This is a genomic window from Holzapfeliella sp. JNUCC 72, from assembly GCF_053668685.1.
In genome coordinates this window covers 689,541-716,091 of the sequence record NZ_CM132220.1, presented here as the reverse complement: position 1 = coordinate 716,091, position 26,551 = coordinate 689,541, and the positions used below count along the sequence as shown (strand labels likewise).

Below are 26,551 nucleotides of genomic sequence, written 5' to 3'. Positions count from 1 at the left end.
TTTTTTCGACTGATAGAGATAAAATCGATGCGCTGAAAGATTTTAAGACAGAAAAGACAAGTAGCTTGCGAGCTGTTTAATTGAAATGAGTAAATTAAACCGGTAAACCCCGTTATCTTTATTGATATTAAAGTGGATTCTGTTTGTTATTTATAAGCAGGGTCAATTTAGGTGGTACCGCGATCAATTCGTCCTAGACATTAAGTTGTCTAGGATTTTTTTATTTAGGAGGAATAATATGACTGAATTATCCAAAAAATTCAATCCACAAGAAGTGGAGCAAGGCCAATACCAAAAATGGTTAGACGAAGACCTATTTAAACCAAGTGGCGACAAGAAAGCTAAGCCATATTCAATTGTTATTCCACCACCAAATGTTACTGGTAAGTTACATATGGGACATGCATGGGATACAACTTTACAAGATATGATTATTAGACAAAAACGTATGCAAGGGTTTGATACTTTATACTTGCCAGGTATGGATCATGCAGGTATTGCAACCCAAGCAAAAGTTGAAGGTAAAATTCGTGAAGAAGAAGGCCTAACACGTCATGAACTAGGACGTGAAAAGTTCCTAGAAAAAGTTTGGGAATGGAAAGATGAATACGCTAAAACCATCAAAGACCAATGGGGTAAGATGGGATTATCGCTTGATTATTCACGTGAACGTTTTACCTTGGACGATGGGTTAAGTGATGCGGTTAAAAAAGTATTCGTTCAAATGTACAACAAAGGTTTAATTTATCGTGATGAATATATTATTAACTGGGATCCAGCTCTTCAAACAGCTCTTTCAGATATTGAAGTTATTCATCAAGAAGACCAAGGGGCGTTTTACCACATTAAATACCCTTATGTAGATGGTTCAGGCTACATTGAAATTGCAACAACAAGACCTGAAACATTACTGGGAGATACAGCGATTGCTGTTCATCCTCATGATGATCGTTACAAAGATTACATTGGTAAAGAAGTTATTTTGCCGCTAGCTGACCGCAAATTACCAATTATTGCTGATACTTACGTTGACCGTGAATTTGGTACAGGTGCCGTAAAAATCACACCAGCCCATGATCCTAATGACTTTGCAGTAGGTAACCGTCATGATTTGGAACGTATTAATATTATGAATCCTGATGGCACAATGAACGAAAATGCTGGTAAATACGAAGGTATGGACCGATTTGATGTTCGTAAAGCTATCGTAAAAGACTTAGAAGAAGCAGGCGCTTTGTTAAAAGTTGAAGAAATGGCTCATAATGTTGGTCACTCAGAACGTTCAGGTGTTCCAGTTGAACCAAGACTTTCAACACAGTGGTTTGTTAAAATGAAACCATTAGCTGAAGAATCATTGAAAAACCAAGAAACTGACCAAAAAGTCACTTTCGTTCCTGATCGCTTCGAAGGGACCTTTACCCGTTGGATGGAAAACATTCATGACTGGGTTATTTCAAGACAATTATGGTGGGGACACCGTATCCCAGCTTGGTACCATAAAGAAACTGGCGAAATCTATGTTGGTGAAGAAGCACCTCAAGATGCTGAAAACTGGGAACAAGATGAAGATGTTCTAGACACATGGTTCTCAAGTGCCCTATGGCCATTTTCAACAATGGGTTGGCCAGATGTTGAAGCTAGTGACTTCAAACGTTACTACCCAAACAACACATTAGTTACAGGTTACGATATTATTCCTTTCTGGGTTGCTCGTATGATCTTCCAAGGACTGGAACTAACAAATGAACGTCCATTTGAATACACATTAATTCACGGATTGATGCGTGATGCTCAAGGACGTAAGATGAGTAAATCACTAGGTAATGGTATCGATCCAATGGAAATCATTGAACAATATGGTGCTGATGCCTTGCGTTGGTTCTTATCAACAGGTTCAACTCCAGGACAAGATACAAGATTTAGCTATGACAAGATGGATGCTGCCTGGAACTTCATTAACAAGATTTGGAACATGAGCCGTTTCGTTATCATGAACTTACCTGAAGGAACAAAAGCTGCCCACTTACCAAACCCAGAAAACTTTGATTTATCAGATCGCTGGATTTTTGCTCGTCTAAACCAGACAGTTAAAGATGTTACTCGTCTAAATGATCAATTTGAATTTGGTGAAGCTGGTCGTGCATTGTATAACTTTATTTGGAATGATGTTGCTGATTGGTATATCGAAATGAGTAAAACAATCTTTACAGGTGAAGATAAAGATGCCAAAGCAATTAAAGCGAACCACTTGGTTTACGTTATTGACCAAATTTTACGCTTAATGCACCCAATTATGCCATTTGTAACTGAAAAAATTTGGCAATCAATGCCTCATGAAGGTAAGAGCCTAATGGTTGCAGAATATCCAACAGCACACGCTGAGTTCGAAGATAACCAAGCGATTGAAGAAATGGACTTCTTGATTGATGTTATTAAATCAATCCGTAATATTCGTGCTGAAGCCAATGCACCACTTTCAACACCAATTGATTTACAAATCCGTGTAGATGGGGATGCACAAGCTGACATTTTGAATAACAATGCAGAATTCTTAGCTCGCTTTGTTCATCCAAAAACAATGGCAATTGCAACTGACATTAAAGCACCAAAATTAGCGCTTAATGCAGTGATTACAGGTGCTCAAATTTTTGTTCCTTTAGCAGAATTAGTGGATATTTCAGCAGAAATTGACAAATTAAATAAAGAAGTTGAAAACTTAAATGGTGAAATCGCACGTATTGATAAGAAATTGTCAAACGAAGGGTTTGTAAGTAAAGCACCTGAAAAAGTTGTTAACGAACAAAAAGAGAAAAAAGCAGATTATCAATCACAATTGGATAGCGTTTTAGAACGTATTCAAGAATTGAAGGACAATCAATAATATGGCAACACCCAATAAACTGACGGCTGATCAAGCGGTCAGTTTTATTCATAATCTCCCGAAAATGCAACGCACTAACTCACTGGCAAACATTAAATTAGTGCTGGATAAATTAGATAATCCACAAAATAAGGTAAAAACCATTCATGTTACAGGGACAAACGGTAAAGGGTCAACTTGCTATTACTTGAGTCATTTACTGACAGCATCAAGTCAAAAAGTAGGGTTATTTGTTTCACCATTTATTATTCAATTCAATGAACGTATCCAAATCAACAATCAACCAATTAATGACGATGAGTTAGTCAAATTGGTTGAACTAGTCAAATCAGCACTTAATGAAATCCGTGTTCAACAACCAGATTTTGTTATAACTGAGTTTGAATTTGTGACAGTGTTGGGATATCTAGCCTTTGCTAATCATCAAGTCGACTACGCTATTATTGAAGTTGGTATTGGAGGAGAACACGATAAGACGAATGTCATCACACCAGAGCTTTCGATTATTACGTCAATAGGGATGGATCATAAGGCAATTATTGGTCCAACTTTAGCTGATGTAACAAAAGAAAAGTCAGGAATTATTAAAGCTAATCGACCAGTGGTTCTGGGTGATGTGCCAGATGAAATAACTGATGTTCTTCTCACACGTATTCAAGAAATGCACGCTAAAGACTATTGGTTCAATCAAACGTTTAAGCTAGAAGAAAACGCCTTTAGAACATCAAAAAATAACTATAAAGGGTTAAAGCCTGTTGCTTATGTTGAACAAATTGATATGGCAATAGCGACACAAGCTTATGAATTACTGGTATCTCAAAGACTTCATACGACAGAGGTCGTTGAAGTACTTAATTCGGTTCGTATTCCAGCTAGATATCAACTAGTGAATCAAGCACCCGATATTATAGTAGATGGTGCACATAATGTTGCGGCTGTTAAAGAATTGAAAGATTATTTAGTTACGCATTATCCTAATTCTAAAAAAGTGACAGTTTTGACAGCTGTCATGAAAGATAAAGACTATCAAGGTATCTTTAATCTATTAAAAGACTATAAAATTAAAGTTACGACAATAGACAATCCAAGAGCAGCCAAACAATCTGATTTTGAAAAATTAAATTTATCCAACTTAACATATGTTGAAGATTATTTATCTTTTATACAGCAATGGCGTCAACAGGCGGATTTAGGTGATACTTTAATTATTTGTGGGTCGTTTTACTTTGCATCTGAGGTCATAAAGTTTTTTAATAAGAACTAAGGGGGCTTTAAGATGTACAGTTCACAATTAGACAAAGAAATAACAGGTGCTATTTTTGATATGGATGGTCTTTTGATTAATAGCGAGGAACTTTATTATGAAGCAGGGATTGCGATTGCCCAAAGGGAGAATCTGCCAATTCCAAGGGATGCTTACCTAGCTATTAAGGGCTATTCATCAGAGCAATTTAAACAATACTATTTAAATTACATTAGTGAAAACACATTTGATGATTTCATCAATCAGACAAATACTTATGTTGAACAGGCTATTCAAGAGGGGCGACTACACTTGATGCCAGGTGCTTTTGAACTTATTAATAAATTAAAACAAGACCATGTTAAATTGGCACTTGCTTCAAATAATCACAAAGTATTCATTAATGATGTATTGGCTAAACTAGCCGTTCGTGATTTCTTCGATGTTGTGCTGAGCCATGAAGATGTTAACCAGCCAAAGCCTAGTCCTGATATTTATGATTCTGCACAAGAAAAGTTGGCAATTCCATATAATCAATTAGTTGTTTTTGAAGACTCGGGACCAGGCGTTAAAGCGTCAACATATGCGGGGATTGCTAGTGTATTGATTCCGAATTTGAGGGATGCAACGACAAAAGAACGCCAACTCGCTACATTAACGTTACCTTCTTTAGGAAAATTTGACTGTTGATGATTATTTTTGCGTAAATAATACTACATTCAAAAACGTTAGGAAGAAGTATTATGGTTAAAGATAAAATTAGGCTAGTCAAACAATCAGACAGAGAACTATTAAAGTTATTTGTCGATCGATTTTTAAACCAAGACAATTTAAAAAATTTTCAGGAATACGCGACTTCGTTATCTTTAATCGATAGTGAGAACAATCAAGATAGTTTGGTTTTTGAAGAAGTTGTTAATCGTTTTAAAAGAGTTCGTTTGAAAAGCTTGTTGAAGTATACTAGTAACGAACTAATGGGTGAGCACCTTCAGGGTTCTTTAGCTCGTTTTAACCAAGAAGTTTTGGTTGTTGTTTTTTTGGATGTTAAAAACTACATCATAAGTGAAAAAGTCGTTTTCAAGGGAACGCTAACACATTCAGTCGTCCACCCAAGAGAGATTTTTCAGCTAGCAATATTGAATCAAAGTGTAAAAATAATTTTAGCGCATAACCATCCAAGTGAAGAGTTAACACCATCACCGTCTGATATTGAATTTTCAAAACAAATGATAGCGGCGGGTGAGTTGGTGGGAATTACTTGTTTAGATCATTTTATTGTTTCTAAAAGCGATTATATTAGCCTGAAATCTTATGATTTTATTTAATTGTTAGTAAACATTTAATATTTCTTTTTCGCGTAAAGTCCTTATGATATACTGATTTAGAATATGTATGCATGAAAAAGGAGCGATTTTATTGTTTGGGTTTGGTTCAAAAAATATAGGAATTGATTTAGGAACTGCAAATACCATTGTTTACATGGAAGGTAAGGGTATCGTTTTAAGAGAGCCTTCTGTTGTAGCAAAGAATATGAAAACTGGAGAAATAGTAGCTGTTGGGTCAGAAGCTAAGGCTATGATTGGTAGAACACCAGGTAGCATTAAAGCGATTAGACCGATGAAAGATGGCGTGATTGCAGATTATGATACAACTGCTGCAATGATGAAATATTTCATGGAGAAAACAATCGGAAATAGCAAGCCCTTTGTGATGGTTTGCGTACCGAGTGGTGTAACAGAAGTTGAAAAACGTGCGGTTATTGATGCCACTAAAGTTGCTGGAGCTCGTGACGCTTATGTGCTTGAAGAACCTTTTGCAGCTGCAATTGGTGCAGGTTTACCTGTGATGGAACCAACAGGGTCAATGGTTGTTGATATTGGTGGTGGGACAACTGATGTTGCTACAATCTCTCTAGGGGGTATTGTGTCTTCACGTTCAACTCGCATGGCCGGAGATCGCTTTAATGAGTCAATTATTTCTCATGTTCGCCAACACTTTAACTTACTAATTGGTGAACGAACAGCCGAAGATATTAAAATTAACATTGCTTCTGCTTCTGTTGAAAAATCAGAAGAATTAGAAGATATGTCAATTAGAGGTCGAGATTTATTAACAGGACTACCTAAATCTGTTGAAATTTCCCCTAAAGATATCGCTGAAGCCATTCATGAAGTGGTTGAAGAAATTATTGTTGCAATTAAAGAAACGTTAGAAGAAACATCGCCAGAGATTGCAGCTGACGTTATTGATCATGGTATCGTTCTAACCGGTGGTGGCGCACTCTTAAATCACTTACCGGAAGTCATTTCTGAAGCAACTAAAGTTCCAGTTTTTATTGCACAAGAACCACTTGATTGTGTAGCTATTGGAACAGGCGAATCTTTAAAGAGCATTGATGTAATGCGCAAAAAATAAAAGCGACTTTAAGTCGCTTTTTAGTGTTTAGGACTAATTGCAAATGAAGAAAATACTAAAGAATAAAAAATTAATGTCTATTTTTGCAATAGTTGTAGTAGTTATCGGATTGATTGTTACTTCTGCTAGTCTGCAAAAAAAACAAGATAAACCATTTTTTCTGCAAACATTTTTAAATGATAGTGTTTCTGTTGTAACGCGAGTTATTAATGTTCCTGTGACATGGTTTAGTTCTGGTGTTTCAACAGTAAACCAGTTAGCTAGTACTTACCAAGAAAATGAAAACTTAAAAAAACAATTAGATGATTTGGCACAGACAAAAGTAAAATCAAAAGCTGTTGCGGATGAAAACGAAGAATTAAAAGAAGCGCTAGATCTCAAAAAAACATTAACCGATTACAAATTAGTTAATGCATCTGTTATTTCAAGACCATCAGCGACTTGGTCGAATCTCGTGATTATTGATCAAGGAAGCCGAAGTGGTATCGAAAAAGGAATGACCGTTATGGCAGATAAGGGTGTTGTTGGTCGTGTTTTAGAAGTTGACAGTATCAGCTCAAAAGTTGAACTGATTTCAACGACATCACGCTCGTCCAACCGGTTTTCTGTTCAAACTAGTACCGATAATAGATTAGACAGTAATATCGGTGTGATATCTGGTTATGATACCAAGACGGGAACGCTATCAATGACGCAAGTTAGCTCAGGCAATGAAATTAAACCAGGAACACAAGTTTACACTAGTGGGTTAGGTGATGCTTCACCTAAAGGTTTGTTGATTGGTACAGTTGAAAAATCCGATGCGGGCGACTATGGATTTTCAAATATTATCAAAATTAAACCGGCTGCTAATATTAATAATTTTTCAATAGTTTCGGTGGTGTTAAGAAGTGTGGACCGATAGTATGGAAATGTTAAAAAAATGGACCTTGCCGTTGTTACTTTTGCTTTTCTTGATATTAGATGGTGTGCTATCAAAATCTTTAGCGCCTTTGTTAGGAGACAATACAATTATTGTTTCAACACAGTTTTTTCTAGTTTTCCAATCGCTAATTGCTTTTTATAATACAAACAATAATTATTGGATATACATTATGATTGCTATGGGATTTATTAGTGACATATTTTATTTTGGCTTACTTGGGATTAATGCTTGTTTATATACTGTTATTTTTTACATTGTTCAAATTAATGCTAAAAGGTTTCCAGATATCAAGTTGGCTAGAGGTTTTATTGTGCTATTGAGTTCTTTAGGGTACCAAATTGCACTTGGTATCATGATGGTTGTTTTTAGAATACAAACTAAGTCGGGCTTTGTACACGGCTTGCCTATGATTTTAAAAACAGCAGTATTAACAGTTATCTTGTTTTTAATTTTTGACAAATTATTTGTTTCATATATAAAAAAATATCCGTTTATCAAACCAACATAAAAAGCAAGTATCCTACGTGCATTCGGATACTTGCTTTTTATATGCTATCTAAAAATTTGAGAAAAGATAGGAATAATTATTCCAGCTAACATTAGCAATGCCATGAAAATAGCAACAACAATCGTTACTTTCTGGAACGGACTCTTTTTTTTATTCATATGAAAAACTCCTTTATTAATTGAAATTGTAACTTATGAAATAATGAATTGCAATCCGTTGCAAGAATAGTGAACAGAACTAACAAAAAATAAAAAAGTGAGGGGGGAGAATTTTTTTGGTTTTTATTATTATTGTAACAGGATTAATAGTTTCGTATTTTGCAGAAATGATGTTAAAGAACAATCATTATTTTAGTGGTTATGATATTTTTTCGGTTTTTGCTTGGACTGCAACTATTAATTTATCATTTGAAAACAATTTTATTCATGCTGTGCCGATTATTTTAATCGTGTTGGCAGCTTCACTATGCGTTTACGCTGTTTATACAGCGGTCGTCAATCGGAACATTTATATGAAAGTCTTTTTATCTAAATTTTGTCGATTTCAGTCATTTTTATCAATAATTTGTTTACTATTGATAAGTGTTTTGATTATAGTTCACAAATTTTTTTAAAGAAACAATATAATGTAACAGCAAATGTATAAAACGACTAGTCTAAAGCCTTAATTTATGGTAAATTTGAGGTATTAGAGAGTATTTTTGCAAACAAATTTGGTGACTTTAATTTGATGTAAAGATGAAACTCAATTAAACTAAAGAGATTTGGAATTAAAAACTATGACATTTAATCACACAACAGTATTATTACACGAAACAATTGATCAACTTAAGCCTAAAAACAAGGGAATCTATGTCGATTGTACTTTTGGTGGTGGTGGTCATACTAAATACTTATTATCGCAAATACAAGAGGCATCAGTGTATGGCTTTGATCAAGATTTAATGGCTTTAGACAAGGCTAAACAGGTTTACGACAATTATTTAGATGTGGATACCAACGAACAAGGGTCTCAATTAAATTTGATTCACTCTAATTTTGAAAATGTTAAAGAACAGCTTAATCAAAGAGGCGTTGAGCAGGTTGATGGTATTTACTATGACTTAGGTGTTTCGTCTCCTCAATTTGATATTCCTGAGAGAGGCTTCAGCTACAGATATGAAGCTAGATTAGATATGAGAATGGATCAAACACAAGAATTAGATGCTTATCAAGTTGTTAACTTTTGGAAGTTTCAAGATTTAAATCGCATTTTAAGACGTTATGGTGATGAAAAATTTGCTAAAAACATTGCCAGAAATATCGAAAAGCAAAGAGAAATTGCGCCAATTGAAACTACAACGCAACTGAGCGAGATTATCAAGGAATCTATTCCAGCTTTTGCTAGAAGACATGGTGGTCATCCAGCTAAGAAAAGCTTTCAAGCAATTAGAATTGCGGTTAATCACGAACTCGAAGCCTTAGAAAAATCATTAGAAGATGCCATTTCACTGCTTAAACCAGGTGGAAGGATTAGTGTAATATCGTTCCACTCTTTAGAGGACCGCATTGTTAAAAATATATTTAAAGAACACTCAGAAGTTGATGTTCCAGGCAATATGCCGATTATACCTGATCATCTTAAGCCGGAATTAAAACTAGTGACTCGAAAGCCGATTACTGCAACTGAAACTGAACTTCAAAGTAATAATCGTGCGCACAGTGCTAAGTTACGTGTTGCCGAAAAGATGTAATAAGGAGAGGAATTGGATATTATGGCAGATAGTCCACTAAGAGAACATAGCTATGATTATGATCGTGCTAAACAGCCTGCTAATTTCAAAATGAAAACTCAAAGCCAGCCAAATCAAACCAATAAAAAACAGTCAGTAAAACATACTGCCAGCGAAAAAATGATGCTACTAGGATTAGGAATCACAGGTTTTGTTGCAATGATTGCTTTGGTCTTTACGAGTGTGCTCAGTACACAAGCACAGCAACACTTACAAAGTGTGAACAGTTCAATCACACAGGCGCAAAATAAGAATATCGATTTACAGCAAGATATCGGTGAACTAACTAATAATCAAAAATTGGCTAGTGTTGCCCAACAAAATCAACTTCAATTAATTGAAGGTAATATAAGGAATATTCAAAAATGAGCATGAAACCTAATAAAAACAAATCATCAACAGAAAGTACGAAAGCTAAGAAATACAGTAGAGCTATGGGAATCTTTTTAGAGCTGGTTGTTTTTTTAGTTTTCGTCATTTTTGCGTTAAGATTTGTTTATATTACAACTGTCGGAAAAGTCGACGGTCAGAATTTAGGACAATTGATTAAAAATGCCTATGATAGAACGTTGACTGAAAAAGCAAATAGAGGAACTATTTATGATAACAATAATCAGGTTATCGCGACTGATTCAAGATTATATTCTATTTATGCAGTTTTAAGTGAAACGCAAGTTTCAATAGATAAAAAAACACCTCTATATGTTGTGAATAAAGAAGAAACCGCTGAAAAATTAAGTAAAGTGTTACCCGCTTCAAAAGAACAGTTGCTTAATTATTTAAACACAAAAAACGCATTTCAAGTCAGTTTTGGTGTAGCCGGTATGAATCTATCTTTACAAATGAAAAAGCAAATTGAAGAATTGCAACTACCGGGAATTAATTTTACAGAAACACCGTCAAGACTTTATCCCAATGGTATTTTTGCTTCTAATATTGTTGGCTTAACTCAACTTAATACGAATGAAAATAACAGTCAGTATTTAACGGGGAACATGGGCATTGAACAATTCATGAATGATACTTTAAAAGGAATTGATGGTGTTAAAAAAGCACTAGTTGATGCAAGAGGATATGAAATGCCAGGTAGTCAACAAGAAATTCAAAAAGTATCCAACGGAAGCGATGTTCATTTGACAATTGATAGCCGACTTCAAAGTTACTTAGAAGAGCTATTAACGGATACACAAAACAAGTATGAGCCTTTAGGAATGAATGCAATTTTGATGGAATCCAAAACCGGTAAAATTCTTGCGGCGTCTCAAAGGCCTACTTTTAATCCTACAACGAAAGATAATCTGAACAACTCGTGGCGTAATACATTGGTTGAAGACGGATATGAGCCGGGTTCTGTTATGAAGATATTGACATTAGCGGCGGCTATTCAAAATGGAACGTATAATCCAAATGAATATTATCAATCTGGTGCAGTTAATGTGAATGGTTCTGTTATCCGTGACTGGAACTGGTCTGGTTGGGGGAGTATCCCACTATCGCAAGCTTTTCCAAGGTCAAGTAACGTCGGAATGGTCAAACTTGAACAGCAAATGGGAAGTACTGTGTTTAATGATTATCTGAAAAAATTTCAAATTAATCAAAAAACTGGTATTACGCTACCTGGTGAGGTTGTCGGAAGTCGTCAATCCAAGACAGACTTAGATTTTGCGATTAATTCCTTTGGACAAGGTATTAATGTAACAGCTGTTCAAATGATGCAAGCATTTAGTGCAATTGCAAACAAGGGTCAAATGGTTAAACCACAAATAATTGATCACGTTACAAATCCTAATACGGGCGAGAACAGTAGCCAATACCAAGTTCAAAATGTTGGTGAACCCGTTATTTCTGAACAAACAGCTAGTCAAGTTCTGTCAGCTATGAAGGATGTTGTTTATCAAAATTATGGAACAGGGACAGCATACAAAGTTCCTGGATTTGATATTGCTGCTAAAACAGGGACCGCACAAATTGCGAATCCTAATGGCGGAGGCTACCTAACTGGAAGTAATAACTATATTTTCTCAGTTGTTGGAATGGCACCTGCTGATGATCCAAAATACACCTTGTATATCACTGTTAAGCAACCACAGAAAATGACGGCAGCTGCTGAAACAATAATGTCAAATGTTTTCAAACCACTGATGACACGTGTATTGAGCTCAACGAATACAGCACCCACTTCCGTAAGTGTTCCTGATTTCACGGGTAAGACAATAGCGGAAGCTGCTAGCTTGAGTAAGACAGCTAATGTTACGCCTGTTGTATTAGGTGATGGTCAACAAATTGTTCGTCAAAGTTTACAACCTTCAACAATGGTTTCAACGTCTAAGAAATTGTTGCTATTAACTAATGGTGCGTTAACAATGCCTGACATGACTGGATGGGATAAAGATACTGTTGATGAATTTGCAACACTTACAGGACAAAAGATTAACTTTAATAGTCAAAGTTCAAATGGTTCTGTCACAGCGCAATCAGTCGCTAAAGGGCAAGCTTTAACAGATAATGGTCAAATAACTGTAACACTAAAATAAAAGATAGGTTGGGGATTTAAATGTTTAATGCTAGTGTGGCTTTCTTAATCATACTTACCATCTTAGGTATGTGTGTGATTATGCCATCTTATATCAGTTACTTAAGAAGACACAAAGAGGGACAACAAATTAGAGAAGAAGGGCCTAAATGGCACGAGAAAAAAGCAGGAACACCGACAATGGGGGGATTAGTCTTCTTAGTTGTTACGGCTGTTTTTTCTTTTGTTTATCTAAGTCTATTTCATACAGTGACGAGTGCTTTTTATGTTTTGCTCGTGATTTTATTGGTTTACGGTCTAATTGGATTTTTTGATGACTTTATCAAAGTTTTCAAAAAACAAAATTTAGGATTAAAAGCCTACCAAAAATTTGCATTACAAGTTTTAGCAGCGGTCATTAGTTTGACTATTGCGACATCTACTGGAATTTTACCTAACTTACAATTACCAATCATTGGGTCAGTTTCATCACTTGTTGTTCTATTTGTTTTCTATACAATTTGGATTGTTGGTTTTTCAAATGCGGTGAATCTTTCTGATGGGCTAGACGGGCTAGCAACAGGTTTGAGTATTATCGCCTTTGGTACATACGCTGTTATTGCTTATAATCAAAACAATTTAAGTGTCTTTATTTTTATTATGACTTTAATTGCTGCTTTAATTGGGTTTATGGTCTTCAACAAGAAACCTGCTAAAATATTCATGGGTGATGTTGGCTCATTAGCATTAGGTGGAATTTTAGCGACAGTCTCGATTTTATTAGATCGTCCATGGTCATTGCTAATCATCGGAATCGTATTTGTTTTGGAAACATTAAGTGTGATTTTACAAGTTTCTTATTTCAAAATGACTCGTAAGAGACTATTTAAAATGTCGCCTATCCATCATCATTTTGAAATGCTAGGTATGAATGAATGGCAAGTTGATGGTTTGTTCTGGGCAGTTGGTCTAGTTGCTTCAATTTGTTATTTGATTTTTGGGGGAATTTAAATTTTGGAAAATGCAGATTACAAAAACAAAACCGTTTTAGTTTTAGGCATGGGTAAAAGTGGTTACTCTGCTGCTAATGTCTTGTTAGACTTAGGTTGTAAGGTCTTTTTGAATGAATCAAAAGATTTATCGAATGATGTTGATGCCAAAAAGTTACAAGCAAGAGGTGTAAACATTCGTTCGAGGGAGTTAGCGCTTGATTGGTATGATAACTATGGCTTTGAAGTTATCGTGAAAAGCCCAGGAATTTCATATGATAATCCTATGGTAGAAGAAGGATTAAAGCGAGCTATTACAATTATCACGGAACCAGAAATAGGATTTTCTATTTGTAAAGCTAAGATTATTGGTATAACAGGATCTAACGGTAAAACGACAACAACGACACTAGTTGCGGATATGTTAAACAATGGTCTTGAAAAAGGGCATGCTTATGCTGTAGGAAATATTGGTGTACCTGTTTGTGATATTGTTCAAAAAGCAACAGAAGATGATGTTTTGGTGACAGAGCTATCAAGTTTTCAATTGATGGGAATGCCATCAGTTAAACCTGATATTGCAGCAATTATTGATGTTTACCCAACACATTTGGATTATCATAAAACCTTTGATAATTACGTAAATGCTAAACTGTCTATTACTAAGAATCAATCTGCAGAACAGTTCCTTTTAGTTAATCAAGATCAATCCGATATTTTAAAAATTGAAGAAGAACGTAGTCAAGCGACACTAGTACCAATTAGTTTGGAAGGTAAGTTACAATCTGCAATTTCAATTGAAGATAATTGTTTGCAGTACAGAGGTGAACCGGTTATTGATATTGATGAAATCAAATTACCTGGGCAACACAACTTACAAAACATCAGTTTTGCAGTGGCAATAGCTAAGTTAATGAGTATCGAAAACTCAGCTATTCAAAAAACTTTAACTAGTTTTACAGGGGTTAAACATCGACTTCAATATGTTGATGAAATTGACGGCCGAAAAGTTTATAATGACTCAAAGGCTACTAATATCGAAGCTGCATTAGTTGCTATTAATTCATTTGCTAAGCCCGAAGTATTGATAGCAGGTGGATTAGATCGCGGATTTGAATTTGATGATTTGGTTACAGCGTTAAAAGAACATGTCAGCAAGATTGTTTTGTATGGTGAAACCAAAGAATTAATGGCAAAAGCTGCTAAGCAAGCTGGGTTGTCTGATATTAGTATCGTTGATACTTTAGAGCAAGCTGTACCGCTAGCATTTGAAAAGAGTGCTCCTGGGGAAGTTATTTTATTTTCACCAGCTGCAGCAAGCTGGGATCAGTTCAAGAGTTTTGAAGAACGTGGCGATTGTTTTATAAAATATGTTAAGAGTTTGGTGGTAAATTAAATGCGAGTATTAGTTACTGGTGGCGGAACCGGTGGTCATATCTATCCAATGCTAGCTTTGATAAAAAGAATGAAAGAACGCGGCGAATTAGAAGATGTTCTTTTTGTAGGTAGTCAAAGAGGATTAGAAAGTGACTTAGTTCCAAAAGAAGGCATAGACTTCAAGTCATTAGAAATTCAGGGATTCAAGCGTAAATTGACTTTAGATAATTTTAAAACATTGAATCTTTTCTTTAAGAGCGTACGCGAAGCAAAGAAAATAATTAAAGATTTCAAGCCTGATGTTGTGATTGGAAGCGGGGGGTATGTGAGTGGCGCTGTGGTTTATGCTGCTTCAAGACTCAAAGTCCCTACTATTATTCATGAACAAAATTCAGTTGTGGGGATTACTAATAAATTTTTATCCCATTTTGCAACTAAGATAGCGTATGTTTTTGACGGTGCAGCTTCTCAATTCTCACAAAAGAAAAAACTAGTCAAAACAGGTAATCCTCGTTCACAAGAAGTTGCTGAAATGACAGAATTTGCTCGGTTGACAGACTTTGGTTTAGAAAACGATGTCCCAACTGTTTTAGTTTTTGGTGGATCACAAGGATCTAAAGCTATTAATGACAAAGTTTTAGACACGCTTGATGTTTTGAATCAAAAGCCTTATCAAGTCATGTTTGTGACAGGTCGTCATTACTATAATGAAGTGAAAGAAACAATAGCTAAAGAACAATTAGATGTTCAAGATAATATTGTGATTATGCCATACATTGATAATATGACAGCGATTTTACCAGAGATAACAGCCGTTGTTTCACGTTCAGGTGCAACAACAATAGCTGAATTAACAGCCGTTGGCACACCATCTATTTTGATTCCAAGTCCTAACGTAACGCATGATCATCAAACTAAAAATGCACAGGATTTAGAAAAAACAGGGGCAGCAGTTGTTTTAGCTGAAAGTGATTTGAATGATTACAACTTTGTTAGCTCAATTGATCATATTTTACTGGATGCTTCTTATGCTAAAAAAATGTCATTGGCTGCTAAAAAACATGGTATTAATGATGCAAGTGATAGATTAATTGAATTAATGCACGATATTACGAAATAAAATCAAGTGAAAAAAGGTGGTGATTAATTATGGGACGTCATAAAAAGAAAGATAACTCTAAGAAATTCACAAAAAAAGATCCGAGACAAGAACTAGATGGTTGGATCAATCAAAAAAAGCAAGATGTTAAAAATAAACCAGAAAAAGCAAGCCATCGATTAACACAGTTAAAAGTTCAAAGAAGACGTTCTTTAATTAAAAAGCTGCTATTAATTTTCACAATTGCGATAGTCGTTATACTAGCAAGTCTTTACTACATGTCACCGATATCTAATGTTAATAAAGTTGAAGTGAATTCTGAAAATATCGTGTCGAAAGAAGAACTTGAAAAGCTAATTGTTTTTAATCCAAACGATAAAGTGTTAGTTGCCTACATTAACCAGGGAACATTAAGCCATAAGGTTAATGAAACTTACCCATCTATTGCTAGACTAGATTTAAAGATAACAAATTATAATGAATTACAAATGACTGCTGTTCCGGCAGAAGTCATTGGTTATTTTCAAAATGCTAACGGTTATCAACGAATTGTTTCAGATGGTAGAATTTCTCCAGAGTATATAAAAGAGCCCAAAGACCATACCATTTACTACGGTTTTCAAGGAGATAATCAACAAGAAAGACTCTCTCAAACTATTAAACTAGTTAATCAATTACCAGATAAAATTAAATCACAGTTAGCTAAAGTAAGAGTAGATGGACTTAAGCAAAACCAAATCGTGTTGGTAATGAAAGACAATAATATTGTGTTAGGAAATCAAGACACAATTGTTGATAAAATGAGCTATTACGATAAGATGAAAGAAAAGCTTGAAAGCAAAAAATACCTAATTGATTTAGAAGTAGGCTATTTTGCACAGCCATTATCTGATGAAACAGAAAAAAACTATAATAATTCGATTTAGCAGTATCATAATAATTCTAAATTATGATAAAATTTAGTTTAGACTAAGCATCCACGCTAAGGTATAGGGGGATAAATTTTGAGTAATCAAAAGTTAGTTGTTGGTTTAGACATCGGAACCAGAAATGTCAAAGCAACAATTGCTGATATTTCTTCTAATGATATTCGTATCATTGGAGTTTCCTCTGTTAAAACTCAGGGACTAGATAAAGGCAATATTGTTGATATTAATCAAACAGCAGAAGCAATTAAACAAGTATTAAGTAATGTTGAAGAAAAAGCTGGAACACACAATGTCAAGCAGGTAGTTACCGCTATTCCTGCTAATATGCTTCAGTTGAAAGTTATTGAAACAGAATACCAAATTGACCAAGAAGCTAGAGAAATTGATAATCAAGACGTTGAACGTGCTTTAAATCAAGCTTTTCAACTGCATCTTGAAACAGATAGAGCTGTCGTTAGCTTTACGCCTTTATATTTTAAGGTTAACGGATTAGGTAATGTCGGCGATCCACGACGTATGATGGGACAAGTCCTTACTGTCAAAGGAACAATGATGACGGCACCTAAATATTTGATGCATAATTTGAAAAAGGCGATAGAGACGGCGGGTTACCAAAGTCAAAGTTTTGTGGCAGCACCACTTGCTTTTTCATCTGTAGCTTTAACTGATGATGAAAAAGAATTCGGCACAATTCTTTTGGATATTGGTGGCGGACAAACAACCGCTTCTGTTATCCAACATAATCAATTGCGATATGCGTTCGTAGATTTAGAAGCAGGTAGCGATATTACAAATGATATTGCAGTTGTTTTGAACACTTCTAAGAATTCAGCAGAACAAATAAAAGTTGATTTTGGTAATGCGATGGAATCACAAACTCGTCCTGAAGATACTTTTTCAGTCGAAAAGATTGGTCAAAAAAATCTCGATATTGTAGATGAAAGATATTTATCTCAAATTATCAGTGCGCGTGTCGATCAGATTTTAGATAACGTGGGTTCAGCTTTATACCGAAACGATTTGCTAGAAGCTCCTGGCGGAATTGTTATATCGGGTGGAAGTGCTGAACTAGCAGGGCTAGAAGAATTTGTTCAAAACTTTTATGGCATTCAAACGCGTATCTATAGTCCAGATCAAATGGGTATGAGACATCCGGAATATACAAACGTCTATGGCATTATTCATTATATGTCTCAAATAAAGGACATTGACCGTTTAATTAATCACCTAATTAGTGTTAATATAGATAATAAAGGTGTTAGTGCAAATTCTGATAAAAGAAATAATAACTTATTTAGTAAGTTCAATAAACCTAACTCTTCTAGCAATTCTAACGATGAACAAGAGCAAGTAAATAATAATTCTGATCAGTCATCAGAAAATAATTCTTCATCTAAACAACAGAATTCAAACAAGAAACAACCTAAGCAAGGAAAACAAAGACTCAAAAATTTCTGGAGTAAATTTTTTGACTAATAATTGGAGGCACATATTTTATGGATTTTTCATTTGATTCACAAGATACAAATAACGCCATCATCAAGGTGATTGGTGTCGGGGGTGCTGGAGGAAATGCAGTTAACCGAATGATTGATGAAGATGTACAAGGCGTACAATTCATCGTTGCAAATACTGATGTTCAAGCATTAGAAAGTTCAAAAGCTGAAACTAAAATTCAATTAGGACCTAAATTGACACGTGGACTTGGTGCCGGTTCTAATCCAGAAGTTGGAGAAAGCGCTGCTGAAGAAAGTGCCCAAGCTATTGAAGATGAATTAAAAGGCGCTGACATGATTTTTGTAACAGCAGGAATGGGAGGCGGAACTGGTACAGGAGCTGCACCAGTTGTTGCTAAAATTGCTAAAGAAACAGGTGCTTTAACTGTTGGAGTTGTGACAAGACCTTTCTTATTTGAAGGACCAAAGAGAAGCAAAAACGCTGCCCAAGGTATTTCAAACATGAAAGAATTTGTTGATACTTTGGTAATTATTGCTAATAATCGACTACTTGAAATCGTTGATAAAAAGACACCAATGCTCGAAGCATTCAAAGAAGCAGATAATGTCTTACGCCAAGGTGTTCAAGGAATTTCAGACCTAATTACATCAACTGACTATGTTAACTTGGACTTTGCTGATGTTAAAACTGTTATGCAAAACCAAGGCTCTGCTTTAATGGGAATTGGATATGCAACAGGAGAAAACCGTACAGTAGAAGCAACTAAGAAAGCTATCTCATCTCCATTACTTGAAGTTTCAATTGATGGAGCTAAACAAGTGTTGTTAAACATTACAGGTGGTCCTGACTTAACCTTATTTGAAGCACAAGATGCTTCAAGTATTGTGAGCCAGTCAGCTGGTGATGATATCAACATTATCTTCGGTACATCAATCAATGAAAGCCTAGGCGATGAAGTTGTGGTAACTGTAATTGCTACAGGTATTGAAAACGGCGATAGTGTTAAGCCTTCTATGACGAAAGAATCACTAAATACCCGTCCACAACCAACTCAAAGCTCAAATAGCCAATCAGAAACTCATGCCGCATATTCACAACAAGAATTGCAAAAAGAAACTGAAGCTGAAGTGAAACCTGCACCTAAAAAAGAATTCACTTTTGACACAGGACACGAAGAAAATAAAGAAAGAAGTACTTTTGATCCGACATCTGATTGGAAAGAAAGTCAAGAACCAAAATCTTTCGATGTTCATCTAGACGATGATAAAGAAAGTGATCCTTTTGGAAGCTTTAGAACTGAAAAACAAGATAATACAGTGAATACTGATATTGAAACACATCAAGATGATGATAATAACTTACCACCATTCTTTAGACGCCGTAAAAACAAATTTTAATAAATTATGATTGAAAATATTTAGGAGGAATCATTATGGCTTTTGAAAAATTTGAAAAATTCTTTGGTTTTGGAGACGAAGATATTGAACAAGAAACTTATGATTATGAAAAAGAAAATGATTACCATCAAAACGAAACTAACAATACTAAAAGAGACAATGTAGTCCCTTTGAATTCTGATAAAAAACCTTCAAACAAGATCTTCTTGTTCGAACCTAGAGTTTATTCAGATGCTAAAAATGTAGCAGAACAAGTTTTGAACAATGGTGCATGCATTATTAACTTTTCAAGAATGGAAGACGACCAAGCAAAAAGAGTTGTTGACTTTTTAACAGGTACAGTTTACTCATTAAACGGTAAAATTGAACGTGTTGGCGACAAAATTTTTCTAGCTACTCCTCCTAAATTTGAAATCGATGGTAAAATCACAAAAATGATGGAACAAAATAAGGATGACTTAGATTAATGGCTAGTTTTATTATTTTTCTTTATCAAATAATAAAATTTGTACTGTATATTTATTCCATTCTTATTGTGGTAGATGCACTTTTGAGTTGGGTTCCGGCTCTGAAAAATGGTGCTGCTGGTCGTTTGCTTGGTAAAGTAGTAGATCCTTATATTGGTGCTATCGAACGATTTGTTCCAGCAATTGGTGGTATCAGTTTTGCACCAGTTATTGGTTTGTTTTTACTATACTTGGCACAAAACTATATTCTGCCTAACTTCTTTTTATTAATCGTAAGGTTATTAGGTTAATGAAATTACAAGCAAGTAGCTTTTATGGCTTTTTTGAAGCAAATGAACATAAAACAATAAACTATTTAGTGGGTTTGATTAATCAAACTCACTTTTCATATAGTGGCGAAGTTCTCACACCTTTTTTAACACTAAGAGAACAGTTTATTTTAAATCAGCTGTTGCAAATTTCAAAATCGTCATGCCATGTTAGTTTCTTTGGCGGATATGAAAATTCTGAGGAAGAAGCAGAGCGAAAAAGGGCATTGCTATTCAGCGATGAGCGGACTTTTATTGATGATGCTTCATTTGAGATAAGCGCACTTGAAATTAGCTATAATAGCAAATTTAATGAATTGTCTCATAGTAAAATATATGCAGCACTTCACCAATTAGGGGTTGAATTTCACTTGTTTGGCGATATTATTAATCAAGGTAGTGTTTGGCAGTTTTTCGTCGATCAAACGATAGCAAACTACGTGAAACAAGAATTAAATTCAATTTTCAAGGTAAAAATCAAACTAATAAGTGTACCATTAAAAGATGTTGTTATACCTGAGCAAAGTTATGAAGAAGTTTCAATTCTAACAACCTCAAAAAGAATTGATAATTTAATCGCTTCAGCTACGAATCAAAGTCGCTCTTCTGTGAAACAACTAGTCGAATCATCCGCGGTTAAGCGTAATTGGGTGCCGTTGACAACTAAACAACTTTCGCAGTCAGTAGCGTTGAATGATTATATTAGTGTTCGTCATTTTGGCCGATTCCAATTTATTGGTGAAAGTGGCGAAACGAAACGTGGGAAGCATCGCTTAATGATTAAATTATGGAGGACCAAGAAAAGGGGATAGAAAATAAATGAAGTTAACACCAAAAGATATTCATGAAAAAGATTTCCAAAGAAAAATGTGGGGTTATGATCCTGATCAAGTAGACGAGTTTTTAGATCAAGTTATCGTTGATTATGGCGATTTACTGAAAGAGGTTGAGCAGTTGAAGCAGGAACGCCAAATCATGCATCAACAACTTGATGAATATGACCACAAAAAGAATTCTTTAAATGACTCTATTATTAGTGCGCAAGAAGTAGCAACACAAATCAAGAACCAAGCACAAGCAGACTCTAATAAGCTTGTTTCCGAGGCTAAACAATACGTTGAATCACTAAAAGAAGAAACTAGTCAAAGGTTGCAACAACAAGAAGCACAAGCAAAATCAAAAATTAAGTCATTAAGTAACGATTATGAATTACTTAAACAAAGAATACTTGAAACACGTCAAAATTACGGACAGTTGTTGCAGACGCAACTTGAAGAGTTTCAAAGTGATGACTGGCAATACTTTTTGGATAGATACTTTGGTCGTCAACGTATTTATCCAGCAAATAACGATGAAGAGCCTATTTCGGTAAATGACCTTGACACAGATGATAATCAAGGGGTACAATCTGAACATACTAATCAACCATCAGAAGATGCGCCTACACAACAGTTGAACGATGACGGTCCTGTAATCGTATTTCCTGATGATTATAAGAAACACAACTAAAATGAACAGTAGCGGCTTAGAATCGAGCAAAGCGAGTTGGTGATGGTGAAAGTCCAACAATCAAAGATTTAAAGAGTCCATCAGCTGTTTGTAACATTTTAGCGTACAGATATACGATACATATCAATTAAGTGGCATGAGATTTTCAAAATAATTTTATGCAATTTAGGTGGTAACGCGAAGCTTTCGTCCTATGTAGGATGAAAGCTTTTTTATTTTAAAGGGGGAACTAACATGAAATTAAAAGATACTTTAAACTTAGGTAAAACTAAATTTCCAATGCGTGGAAATCTTCCAAACCGTGAAGGTCAATGGCAAGAAGAATGGCGCGAAAATAAATTATATGAAAAACGTTTAGAATTAAATGAAGGTAAACCTCAATTCATCTTGCATGATGGCCCTCCATTTGCTAACGGTAATATCCACATGGGACATGCGTTAAACAAAATTAGTAAAGATTTTGTTGTCCGTTACAAATCAATGACAGGTTACTCAACACCATTTATTCCAGGTTGGGATACTCATGGATTACCTATTGAACAACAACTTGCTAAAAAAGGTGTTAACCGTAAGGAAATTTCACTTTCAGAATATCGTGACATGTGTCGTGACTTTGCAATGAACGAAGTTAACAAGCAACGTGAAGACTTCAAACGCTTAGGGGTAGCTGCTGATTGGGATCATCCATATATCACATTACAACCTGAATATGAAGCTGAAGAAGTTAAAGTGTTTGGTCAAATGTATGAAAATGGATACATTTACAAAGGTAAAAAACCTGTTTACTGGTCACCATCTTCTGAATCAACACTTGCGGAAGCAGAAATCGAATACAAAGATGTTAAGTCACCTTCTATGTATGTTGCTTTTGATTTACTTGATGGTAAGGGTATTTTAGATGAAGATGCTAAATTAATTATTTGGACCACAACACCATGGACAATTCCATCAAACTTAGCTATTGCTGTAAATCCTCGTTTTGATTATGCGGTTGTTGAAGCTGACGGTAACAAATATGTAATCGCACAAGACCTACTTGAAACGGTTAGTGAAACTTTAGGATTTGAAGATGTAAAAGTACTAAAAACGGTTAAAGGTCAAGATTTAGAATATGTTAAAGCAAAACACCCACTATACGATCGTGAATCACTTGTGATTTTAGGTGATCACGTAACACTAGATAGCGGTACAGGACTTGTTCATACTGCACCAGGACATGGGGCTGATGACTTTATCGCAGGTATGAAATACAATCTTCCTGTATTATCACCAATCGATGAATCTGGTCATTACACTGACGAAGCACCTGGTTTTGAAGGCGTATTTTACGATGACGGTAACAAGATGGTAACTGATAAGTTGAAAGAAAATGGTTCATTACTAAAATTATCATTCTTTACTCACAGTTATCCTCATGACTGGAGAACTAAAAAACCAGTTATTTTCCGTGCAACAACACAATGGTTTGCATCAATTGAACCATTTAGACAAAACATTTTAGATGAAATTGAAAAAGTAAGTTTCCTACCTGAATGGGGTAAGACAAGACTTTATAACATGATTCGTGACCGTGGTGATTGGGTAATTTCTCGTCAACGTGCATGGGGTGTTCCTTTACCAATTTTTTACGCTGAAAATGGCGATGCTATTATTACAAAAGAAACAATTAGCCATGTAGCAGACTTGTTTGCTAAAGAAGGATCAAACGTTTGGTATAAGAGAACAGCTAAAGAATTGTTACCTGAAGGCTTTACTCATGAAGGTAGTCCAAACGGAGAATTTACTAAAGAAAACGACATCATGGACGTTTGGTTTGACTCAGGTTCATCACACACTGCTGTTTTACAAGCACGTCCTGAAGTGAGTTATCCTGCTGATCTTTACTTAGAAGGATCAGATCAATACCGTGGTTGGTTCAACTCAAGTATTATTACTAGTGTTGCTGTTCATGGACAAGCACCATACAAATCACTACTTTCACAAGGTTTTGTACTAGACGGTCAAGGACGTAAGATGAGTAAATCTCTGGGTAACGTTATTGAACCAAATAAAGTGATTAAACAAATGGGTGCTGAAATTATTCGTTTGTGGGTATCATCAGTTGACTCAAGTGCTGACGTTGCTGTTTCAATGGAAATCTTGCAACAAGTATCTGAAGTTTACCGTAAAATCCGTAATACAATGCGTTACATGTTATCAAATACAACTGACTTTGATCCAAAAGAAAATCGTGTTGCATTTGAAGATATGCCTGGTGCTGATCAATACATTGAAGTTCGTTTGAATCAAGTTGTTAAAGCTGTTGAAGAAGCATACGAAAATTATGACTTTAACGATGTTTATAAATTAGTATTTGAATTCATTACAAATGACTTATCAGCATTTTACTTAGACTTTGCTAAAGATGTTGTTTATATTGAATCTGCTGATTCTAAAGCACGTCGTACAATGCAAACAGTAATGTATGATGTTTTAGTTAAATTAACTAAACTAATCACACCAATTTTGACTCACACAGCAGAAGAAGTTTGGTCATTCTTGAAAGAACCAGAAGAATATGCCCAATTAACTGAAATGCCAGAAGTCCTAAGTTATGATAACGAAGCAGAACTACTTGAAAAATGGGCAGAATTCATGAAGTTCCGTCATAATGTCTTGAAATCTCTAGAAGAAGCTAGAAATCAAAAAGTTATCGGTAAATCTCTTGAATCAAAAGTAACTATCTACCCAGATGCAGAATTGAAACAATTACTAAATAACCTAAATTCAGATGTTCGTGTATTATTAATTACTTCTGATTTAGAAGTTAGTGATGAAAAAGCACCTGAAAATGCTGATCACTATGAAAATATGTCAGTTGTTGTTGAACATGCCGAAGGTGAAGTTTGCCCAAGATGTCGTAAAGTATGTCAAGATACTGGTGTAAATGAAAAATTACCAGAATTATGTGCACACTGTGCTGAAATCGTTGAAAATGATTTTCCAGAAGCAGTGGCAGAAGGGTTCGAAGACTAATGTTAAAGGGAACTGTTCAAGAATTCGATTTAAAAAAAGGATTTGGATTCATTTATGATGAATTCATGGATGCCGATTATTTTGTTCATTACACAGCCATTATGACAGAAGGTTTTAAGACTTTGAAACCAGGACAAAATGTTGAATTCCAACTTGCTAAAGGGCCCAAAGGGTACCAAGCAATCAACGTTACAGTTTTAGATTAAAGTAAAAGAAAAAGTTGAATTACTCAGCTTTTTCTTTTCTTTTTTATCAGGAGGAAATAGATGGATAATTATCGCGAAATTGAGTTATCAAGACAGGAAAAATTCAAAGGTAAAATTATTAGTTTAGATGTTGAAACAGTCAAATTACCTAATGGGGAAGTCTCTTTTCGAGAAGTTGTACGTCATAATGGAGCAGTTAGTTGTTTAGCAGTTAATGAGGGAAAGGCGTTATTTGTGACACAATGGCGTGAACCCTTTAAAAGTGTTAGTATTGAAATCCCTGCAGGAAAGTTAGATTCAGCTTCAGAAGTTCCTTTTGAAGCAATTCAAAGAGAACTAAATGAAGAAACTGGTTATCAAGCTAATAATTGGAAGAAAGTTTACGATTTTTATACTTCTCCAGGATTTAGTGATGAAAAGATGTATTTTTATTATTGTGATGAACTAAGCCAGTTAAAAAATAAGCGACCACTTGATGATGATGAGTTTTTGAGTGTTAATTGGTTAACGCTGTCTGAAGCAGAACAGCTGATAGAATCTGGCAAAATAGTGGATTTGAAAACAATAATGGCAATCAATTACTGGAAAACAATTGAGGTAGCTCAATGAAAACTAGAAAAGAATATCAAGAAGAACTTAAAAAACAGCAGCAAAATGCTGAAGGGGATAAGGTTTTGTCCAATAAAGAATTGGAAAATCCGATTGATACTGATAAACTTAAAGAGCAAGAAAAAAAAGTAAGAAGATTAAAAAAGAAACTTAATATTGCCATATTAAGCGTTAGCGCTTTGATTATTTTGACAATATTAGCTTTGATTTATCTTTAATTTAAAGTGAGGAAATTTTAAATGAAAATTGGTATTATTGTTCCAATGTCAGAAGAACGAGAGTATTATTTAGAACAATTCGAAAATGTTAAGAGATCAGTGGTAGGTCCAACTGAAGTTTATGAAGCACAGTACCATGATTTTGAAATTGTTATCGTATTAAGTGGTATTGGTAAAGTTCAAGCAGCAATGACAACAACATTGTTAATGCAAGAATTTAAACCCGATTTAGTAATCATGACAGGTTCAGCAGGAGCTTTATCAGATAATTTAGAAATTGGTGATGTTGTCGTAGCAAACGAACTTGTTTATCATGACGCTGATTCTACTCAAGATGGCTATAAATTAGGACAATTACCAGGACAACCTGAAAGATATGAAACAAGTCGTTATTACAACGATCAATTATTACAGGCATTGACACAACTAAGTGTGCCAAACACGACAGGATTAGTTGTAACAGGAGATATGTTTGTTGGAAAATTAGAAACAAAACAACATATTATTTCTAACTTCCCCGATGCTTTATGTGTTGAAATGGAAGGGGCTGCGATTGCGCAAGTATTGAATAACTATCAAGTTCCAATGGTAGGAATTCGCTCAATATCTGATAAAAGTGATATGAGCTCAGATATGACATTTGATCATTTTGTTAAATTTGCTGGTAAAAATGCTGCGAAAATCGTATTCCACTTCTTAGATAATTTAAAATAAA

At 34.9% G+C, this 26,551-nt stretch carries 26 protein-coding genes and 1 other annotated feature (1 of these 27 running past the window's edge); of the genes, 25 read left to right on the top strand and 1 reads right to left on the bottom strand.

Annotation, left to right across the window (positions count from 1 at the left end):
* Nucleotides 1-199, top strand: a binding site (T-box leader) (it extends 23 nt beyond the left edge of the window).
* 39 nt (nt 200-238) lie between these two features.
* The 7 genes from JNUCC72_RS03480 (at nt 239) to mreD (ending at nt 7,972) form a co-directional block, all read left to right on the top strand.
* Entirely contained in the window at nt 239-2,881 is a 2,643-nt protein-coding gene (locus tag JNUCC72_RS03480; protein ID WP_454142933.1) for a valine--tRNA ligase, read from the top strand.
* A 1-nt stretch (nt 2,882) separates the two neighbouring features.
* Complete coding sequence (locus tag JNUCC72_RS03475) at nt 2,883-4,145, top strand: bifunctional folylpolyglutamate synthase/dihydrofolate synthase (RefSeq protein ID WP_454142931.1); 1,263 nt, start codon at nt 2,883-2,885, stop codon at nt 4,143-4,145.
* Nucleotides 4,146-4,157: 12 nt separating this feature from the next.
* A complete protein-coding gene (locus JNUCC72_RS03470; RefSeq protein WP_454142929.1) occupies nt 4,158-4,814 on the top strand; it encodes an HAD family hydrolase in 657 nt (218 codons plus the stop codon).
* 53 nt (nt 4,815-4,867) lie between these two features.
* Nucleotides 4,868-5,449 carry a JAB domain-containing protein gene (locus JNUCC72_RS03465; RefSeq protein WP_454142927.1) on the top strand — a complete coding sequence of 194 codons (582 nt, stop codon included), beginning with the start codon at nt 4,868-4,870 and terminating at the stop codon, nt 5,447-5,449.
* Between the two features lie 91 nt (nt 5,450-5,540).
* A complete protein-coding gene (locus JNUCC72_RS03460; RefSeq protein WP_454142925.1) occupies nt 5,541-6,539 on the top strand; it encodes a rod shape-determining protein in 999 nt (332 codons plus the stop codon).
* 43 nt (nt 6,540-6,582) lie between these two features.
* A complete protein-coding gene (mreC, locus tag JNUCC72_RS03455; RefSeq protein WP_454142923.1) occupies nt 6,583-7,443 on the top strand; it encodes a rod shape-determining protein MreC in 861 nt (286 codons plus the stop codon).
* A 1-nt stretch (nt 7,444) separates the two neighbouring features.
* Nucleotides 7,445-7,972 carry a rod shape-determining protein MreD gene (gene mreD, locus JNUCC72_RS03450; RefSeq protein ID WP_454142921.1) on the top strand — a complete coding sequence of 176 codons (528 nt, stop codon included), beginning with the start codon at nt 7,445-7,447 and terminating at the stop codon, nt 7,970-7,972.
* 44 nt (nt 7,973-8,016) lie between these two features.
* On the opposite strand, the gene JNUCC72_RS03445 is transcribed toward mreD, so the two are convergent.
* Nucleotides 8,017-8,130, bottom strand: coding sequence for a DUF4044 domain-containing protein (locus JNUCC72_RS03445; RefSeq protein WP_454142919.1), 114 nt, complete (start codon nt 8,128-8,130; stop codon nt 8,017-8,019).
* Nucleotides 8,131-8,750: 620 nt separating this feature from the next.
* On the opposite strand from JNUCC72_RS03445, the gene rsmH reads away from it, so the two are divergent.
* The 18 genes from rsmH to JNUCC72_RS03355 all read left to right on the top strand — a co-directional run bounded on the left by rsmH (nt 8,751) and on the right by JNUCC72_RS03355 (nt 26,550).
* Entirely contained in the window at nt 8,751-9,704 is a 954-nt protein-coding gene (rsmH, locus tag JNUCC72_RS03440) for a 16S rRNA (cytosine(1402)-N(4))-methyltransferase RsmH (RefSeq protein WP_454142917.1), read from the top strand.
* 21 nt (nt 9,705-9,725) lie between these two features.
* On the top strand, nt 9,726-10,112 hold the full coding sequence (ftsL, locus tag JNUCC72_RS03435; protein WP_454142915.1) for a cell division protein FtsL: 387 nt from the start codon (nt 9,726-9,728) through the stop codon (nt 10,110-10,112).
* On the top strand, nt 10,109-12,277 hold the full coding sequence (locus JNUCC72_RS03430) for a penicillin-binding protein (protein WP_454142913.1): 2,169 nt from the start codon (nt 10,109-10,111) through the stop codon (nt 12,275-12,277). Before ftsL ends, JNUCC72_RS03430 begins: the two co-directional genes overlap by 4 nt.
* A 20-nt stretch (nt 12,278-12,297) precedes the next feature.
* Nucleotides 12,298-13,266: a phospho-N-acetylmuramoyl-pentapeptide-transferase gene (gene mraY, locus JNUCC72_RS03425; RefSeq protein ID WP_454142911.1), complete on the top strand. Its 969-nt coding sequence runs from the start codon at nt 12,298-12,300 to the stop codon at nt 13,264-13,266.
* Nucleotides 13,267-14,640, top strand: coding sequence for a UDP-N-acetylmuramoyl-L-alanine--D-glutamate ligase (gene murD, locus JNUCC72_RS03420; protein WP_454144708.1), 1,374 nt, complete (start codon nt 13,267-13,269; stop codon nt 14,638-14,640).
* On the top strand, nt 14,641-15,741 hold the full coding sequence (murG, locus tag JNUCC72_RS03415; RefSeq protein WP_454142909.1) for an undecaprenyldiphospho-muramoylpentapeptide beta-N-acetylglucosaminyltransferase: 1,101 nt from the start codon (nt 14,641-14,643) through the stop codon (nt 15,739-15,741). It begins immediately after the preceding gene.
* A gap of 29 nt (nt 15,742-15,770) precedes the next feature.
* Nucleotides 15,771-16,646, top strand: a complete 876-nt coding sequence (locus JNUCC72_RS03410) for a cell division protein FtsQ/DivIB (RefSeq protein WP_454142907.1) — start codon at nt 15,771-15,773, stop codon at nt 16,644-16,646.
* Nucleotides 16,647-16,724: 78 nt separating this feature from the next.
* The gene (gene ftsA, locus JNUCC72_RS03405; protein WP_454142905.1) at nt 16,725-18,125 is read left to right on the top strand and encodes a cell division protein FtsA; all 1,401 of its coding nucleotides are present in this window, start codon (nt 16,725-16,727) and stop codon (nt 18,123-18,125) included.
* Nucleotides 18,126-18,145: 20 nt separating this feature from the next.
* The gene (gene ftsZ / locus JNUCC72_RS03400) at nt 18,146-19,504 is read left to right on the top strand and encodes a cell division protein FtsZ (RefSeq protein ID WP_454142903.1); all 1,359 of its coding nucleotides are present in this window, start codon (nt 18,146-18,148) and stop codon (nt 19,502-19,504) included.
* A 35-nt stretch (nt 19,505-19,539) separates the two neighbouring features.
* On the top strand, nt 19,540-19,971 hold the full coding sequence (locus tag JNUCC72_RS03395) for a cell division protein SepF (RefSeq protein WP_056974918.1): 432 nt from the start codon (nt 19,540-19,542) through the stop codon (nt 19,969-19,971).
* Nucleotides 19,971-20,261, top strand: a complete 291-nt coding sequence (locus tag JNUCC72_RS03390) for a YggT family protein (protein ID WP_454142901.1) — start codon at nt 19,971-19,973, stop codon at nt 20,259-20,261. Before JNUCC72_RS03395 ends, JNUCC72_RS03390 begins: the two co-directional genes overlap by 1 nt.
* Nucleotides 20,261-21,091 (top strand): YlmH family RNA-binding protein, encoded by an 831-nt coding sequence (locus JNUCC72_RS03385; RefSeq protein ID WP_454142899.1) that lies wholly within the window; start codon nt 20,261-20,263, stop codon nt 21,089-21,091. The genes JNUCC72_RS03390 and JNUCC72_RS03385 overlap by 1 nt, the downstream gene beginning before the upstream one ends.
* A gap of 7 nt (nt 21,092-21,098) precedes the next feature.
* On the top strand, nt 21,099-21,788 hold the full coding sequence (locus JNUCC72_RS03380) for a DivIVA domain-containing protein (protein ID WP_454142897.1): 690 nt from the start codon (nt 21,099-21,101) through the stop codon (nt 21,786-21,788).
* 234 nt (nt 21,789-22,022) lie between these two features.
* Nucleotides 22,023-24,803: an isoleucine--tRNA ligase gene (gene ileS / locus JNUCC72_RS03375; RefSeq protein WP_454142895.1), complete on the top strand. Its 2,781-nt coding sequence runs from the start codon at nt 22,023-22,025 to the stop codon at nt 24,801-24,803.
* Complete coding sequence (locus JNUCC72_RS03370; protein ID WP_454142893.1) at nt 24,803-25,009, top strand: cold-shock protein; 207 nt, start codon at nt 24,803-24,805, stop codon at nt 25,007-25,009. The genes ileS and JNUCC72_RS03370 overlap by 1 nt, the downstream gene beginning before the upstream one ends.
* Before the next feature lie 60 nt (nt 25,010-25,069).
* Entirely contained in the window at nt 25,070-25,618 is a 549-nt protein-coding gene (locus JNUCC72_RS03365; RefSeq protein WP_454142891.1) for an NUDIX hydrolase, read from the top strand.
* Nucleotides 25,615-25,836 carry a hypothetical protein gene (locus tag JNUCC72_RS03360; RefSeq protein ID WP_454142889.1) on the top strand — a complete coding sequence of 74 codons (222 nt, stop codon included), beginning with the start codon at nt 25,615-25,617 and terminating at the stop codon, nt 25,834-25,836. Before JNUCC72_RS03365 ends, JNUCC72_RS03360 begins: the two co-directional genes overlap by 4 nt.
* Nucleotides 25,837-25,857: 21 nt before the next feature.
* Nucleotides 25,858-26,550 carry a 5'-methylthioadenosine/adenosylhomocysteine nucleosidase gene (locus tag JNUCC72_RS03355; protein WP_454142887.1) on the top strand — a complete coding sequence of 231 codons (693 nt, stop codon included), beginning with the start codon at nt 25,858-25,860 and terminating at the stop codon, nt 26,548-26,550.
* Nucleotide 26,551 lies beyond the last annotated feature (1 nt).

What these genes read in the sequence shown, in the direction of transcription:
- JNUCC72_RS03465 (WP_454142927.1), top strand. Translation starts at nt 4,868, where the DNA reads ATGGTTAAAGATAAAATTAGGCTAGTCAAACAATCAGACAGAGAACTA.
- murG (WP_454142909.1), top strand. Translation starts at nt 14,641, where the DNA reads ATGCGAGTATTAGTTACTGGTGGCGGAACCGGTGGTCATATCTATCCA.
- JNUCC72_RS03385 (WP_454142899.1), top strand. Translation starts at nt 20,261, where the DNA reads ATGAAATTACAAGCAAGTAGCTTTTATGGCTTTTTTGAAGCAAATGAA.
- JNUCC72_RS03430 (WP_454142913.1), top strand. Translation starts at nt 10,109, where the DNA reads ATGAGCATGAAACCTAATAAAAACAAATCATCAACAGAAAGTACGAAA.
- JNUCC72_RS03355 (WP_454142887.1), top strand. Translation starts at nt 25,858, where the DNA reads ATGAAAATTGGTATTATTGTTCCAATGTCAGAAGAACGAGAGTATTAT.
- rsmH (WP_454142917.1), top strand. Translation starts at nt 8,751, where the DNA reads ATGACATTTAATCACACAACAGTATTATTACACGAAACAATTGATCAA.
- mreC (WP_454142923.1), top strand. Translation starts at nt 6,583, where the DNA reads ATGAAGAAAATACTAAAGAATAAAAAATTAATGTCTATTTTTGCAATA.
- ileS (WP_454142895.1), top strand. Translation starts at nt 22,023, where the DNA reads ATGAAATTAAAAGATACTTTAAACTTAGGTAAAACTAAATTTCCAATG.
- JNUCC72_RS03395 (WP_056974918.1), top strand. Translation starts at nt 19,540, where the DNA reads ATGGCTTTTGAAAAATTTGAAAAATTCTTTGGTTTTGGAGACGAAGAT.
- ftsZ (WP_454142903.1), top strand. Translation starts at nt 18,146, where the DNA reads ATGGATTTTTCATTTGATTCACAAGATACAAATAACGCCATCATCAAG.
- JNUCC72_RS03470 (WP_454142929.1), top strand. Translation starts at nt 4,158, where the DNA reads ATGTACAGTTCACAATTAGACAAAGAAATAACAGGTGCTATTTTTGAT.
- mraY (WP_454142911.1), top strand. Translation starts at nt 12,298, where the DNA reads ATGTTTAATGCTAGTGTGGCTTTCTTAATCATACTTACCATCTTAGGT.
- JNUCC72_RS03370 (WP_454142893.1), top strand. Translation starts at nt 24,803, where the DNA reads ATGTTAAAGGGAACTGTTCAAGAATTCGATTTAAAAAAAGGATTTGGA.
- JNUCC72_RS03480 (WP_454142933.1), top strand. Translation starts at nt 239, where the DNA reads ATGACTGAATTATCCAAAAAATTCAATCCACAAGAAGTGGAGCAAGGC.
- ftsL (WP_454142915.1), top strand. Translation starts at nt 9,726, where the DNA reads ATGGCAGATAGTCCACTAAGAGAACATAGCTATGATTATGATCGTGCT.
- mreD (WP_454142921.1), top strand. Translation starts at nt 7,445, where the DNA reads ATGGAAATGTTAAAAAAATGGACCTTGCCGTTGTTACTTTTGCTTTTC.
- JNUCC72_RS03360 (WP_454142889.1), top strand. Translation starts at nt 25,615, where the DNA reads ATGAAAACTAGAAAAGAATATCAAGAAGAACTTAAAAAACAGCAGCAA.
- JNUCC72_RS03365 (WP_454142891.1), top strand. Translation starts at nt 25,070, where the DNA reads ATGGATAATTATCGCGAAATTGAGTTATCAAGACAGGAAAAATTCAAA.
- JNUCC72_RS03475 (WP_454142931.1), top strand. Translation starts at nt 2,883, where the DNA reads ATGGCAACACCCAATAAACTGACGGCTGATCAAGCGGTCAGTTTTATT.
- JNUCC72_RS03380 (WP_454142897.1), top strand. Translation starts at nt 21,099, where the DNA reads ATGAAGTTAACACCAAAAGATATTCATGAAAAAGATTTCCAAAGAAAA.
- JNUCC72_RS03410 (WP_454142907.1), top strand. Translation starts at nt 15,771, where the DNA reads ATGGGACGTCATAAAAAGAAAGATAACTCTAAGAAATTCACAAAAAAA.
- JNUCC72_RS03390 (WP_454142901.1), top strand. Translation starts at nt 19,971, where the DNA reads ATGGCTAGTTTTATTATTTTTCTTTATCAAATAATAAAATTTGTACTG.
- JNUCC72_RS03445 (WP_454142919.1), bottom strand. Translation starts at nt 8,130, where the DNA reads ATGAATAAAAAAAAGAGTCCGTTCCAGAAAGTAACGATTGTTGTTGCT.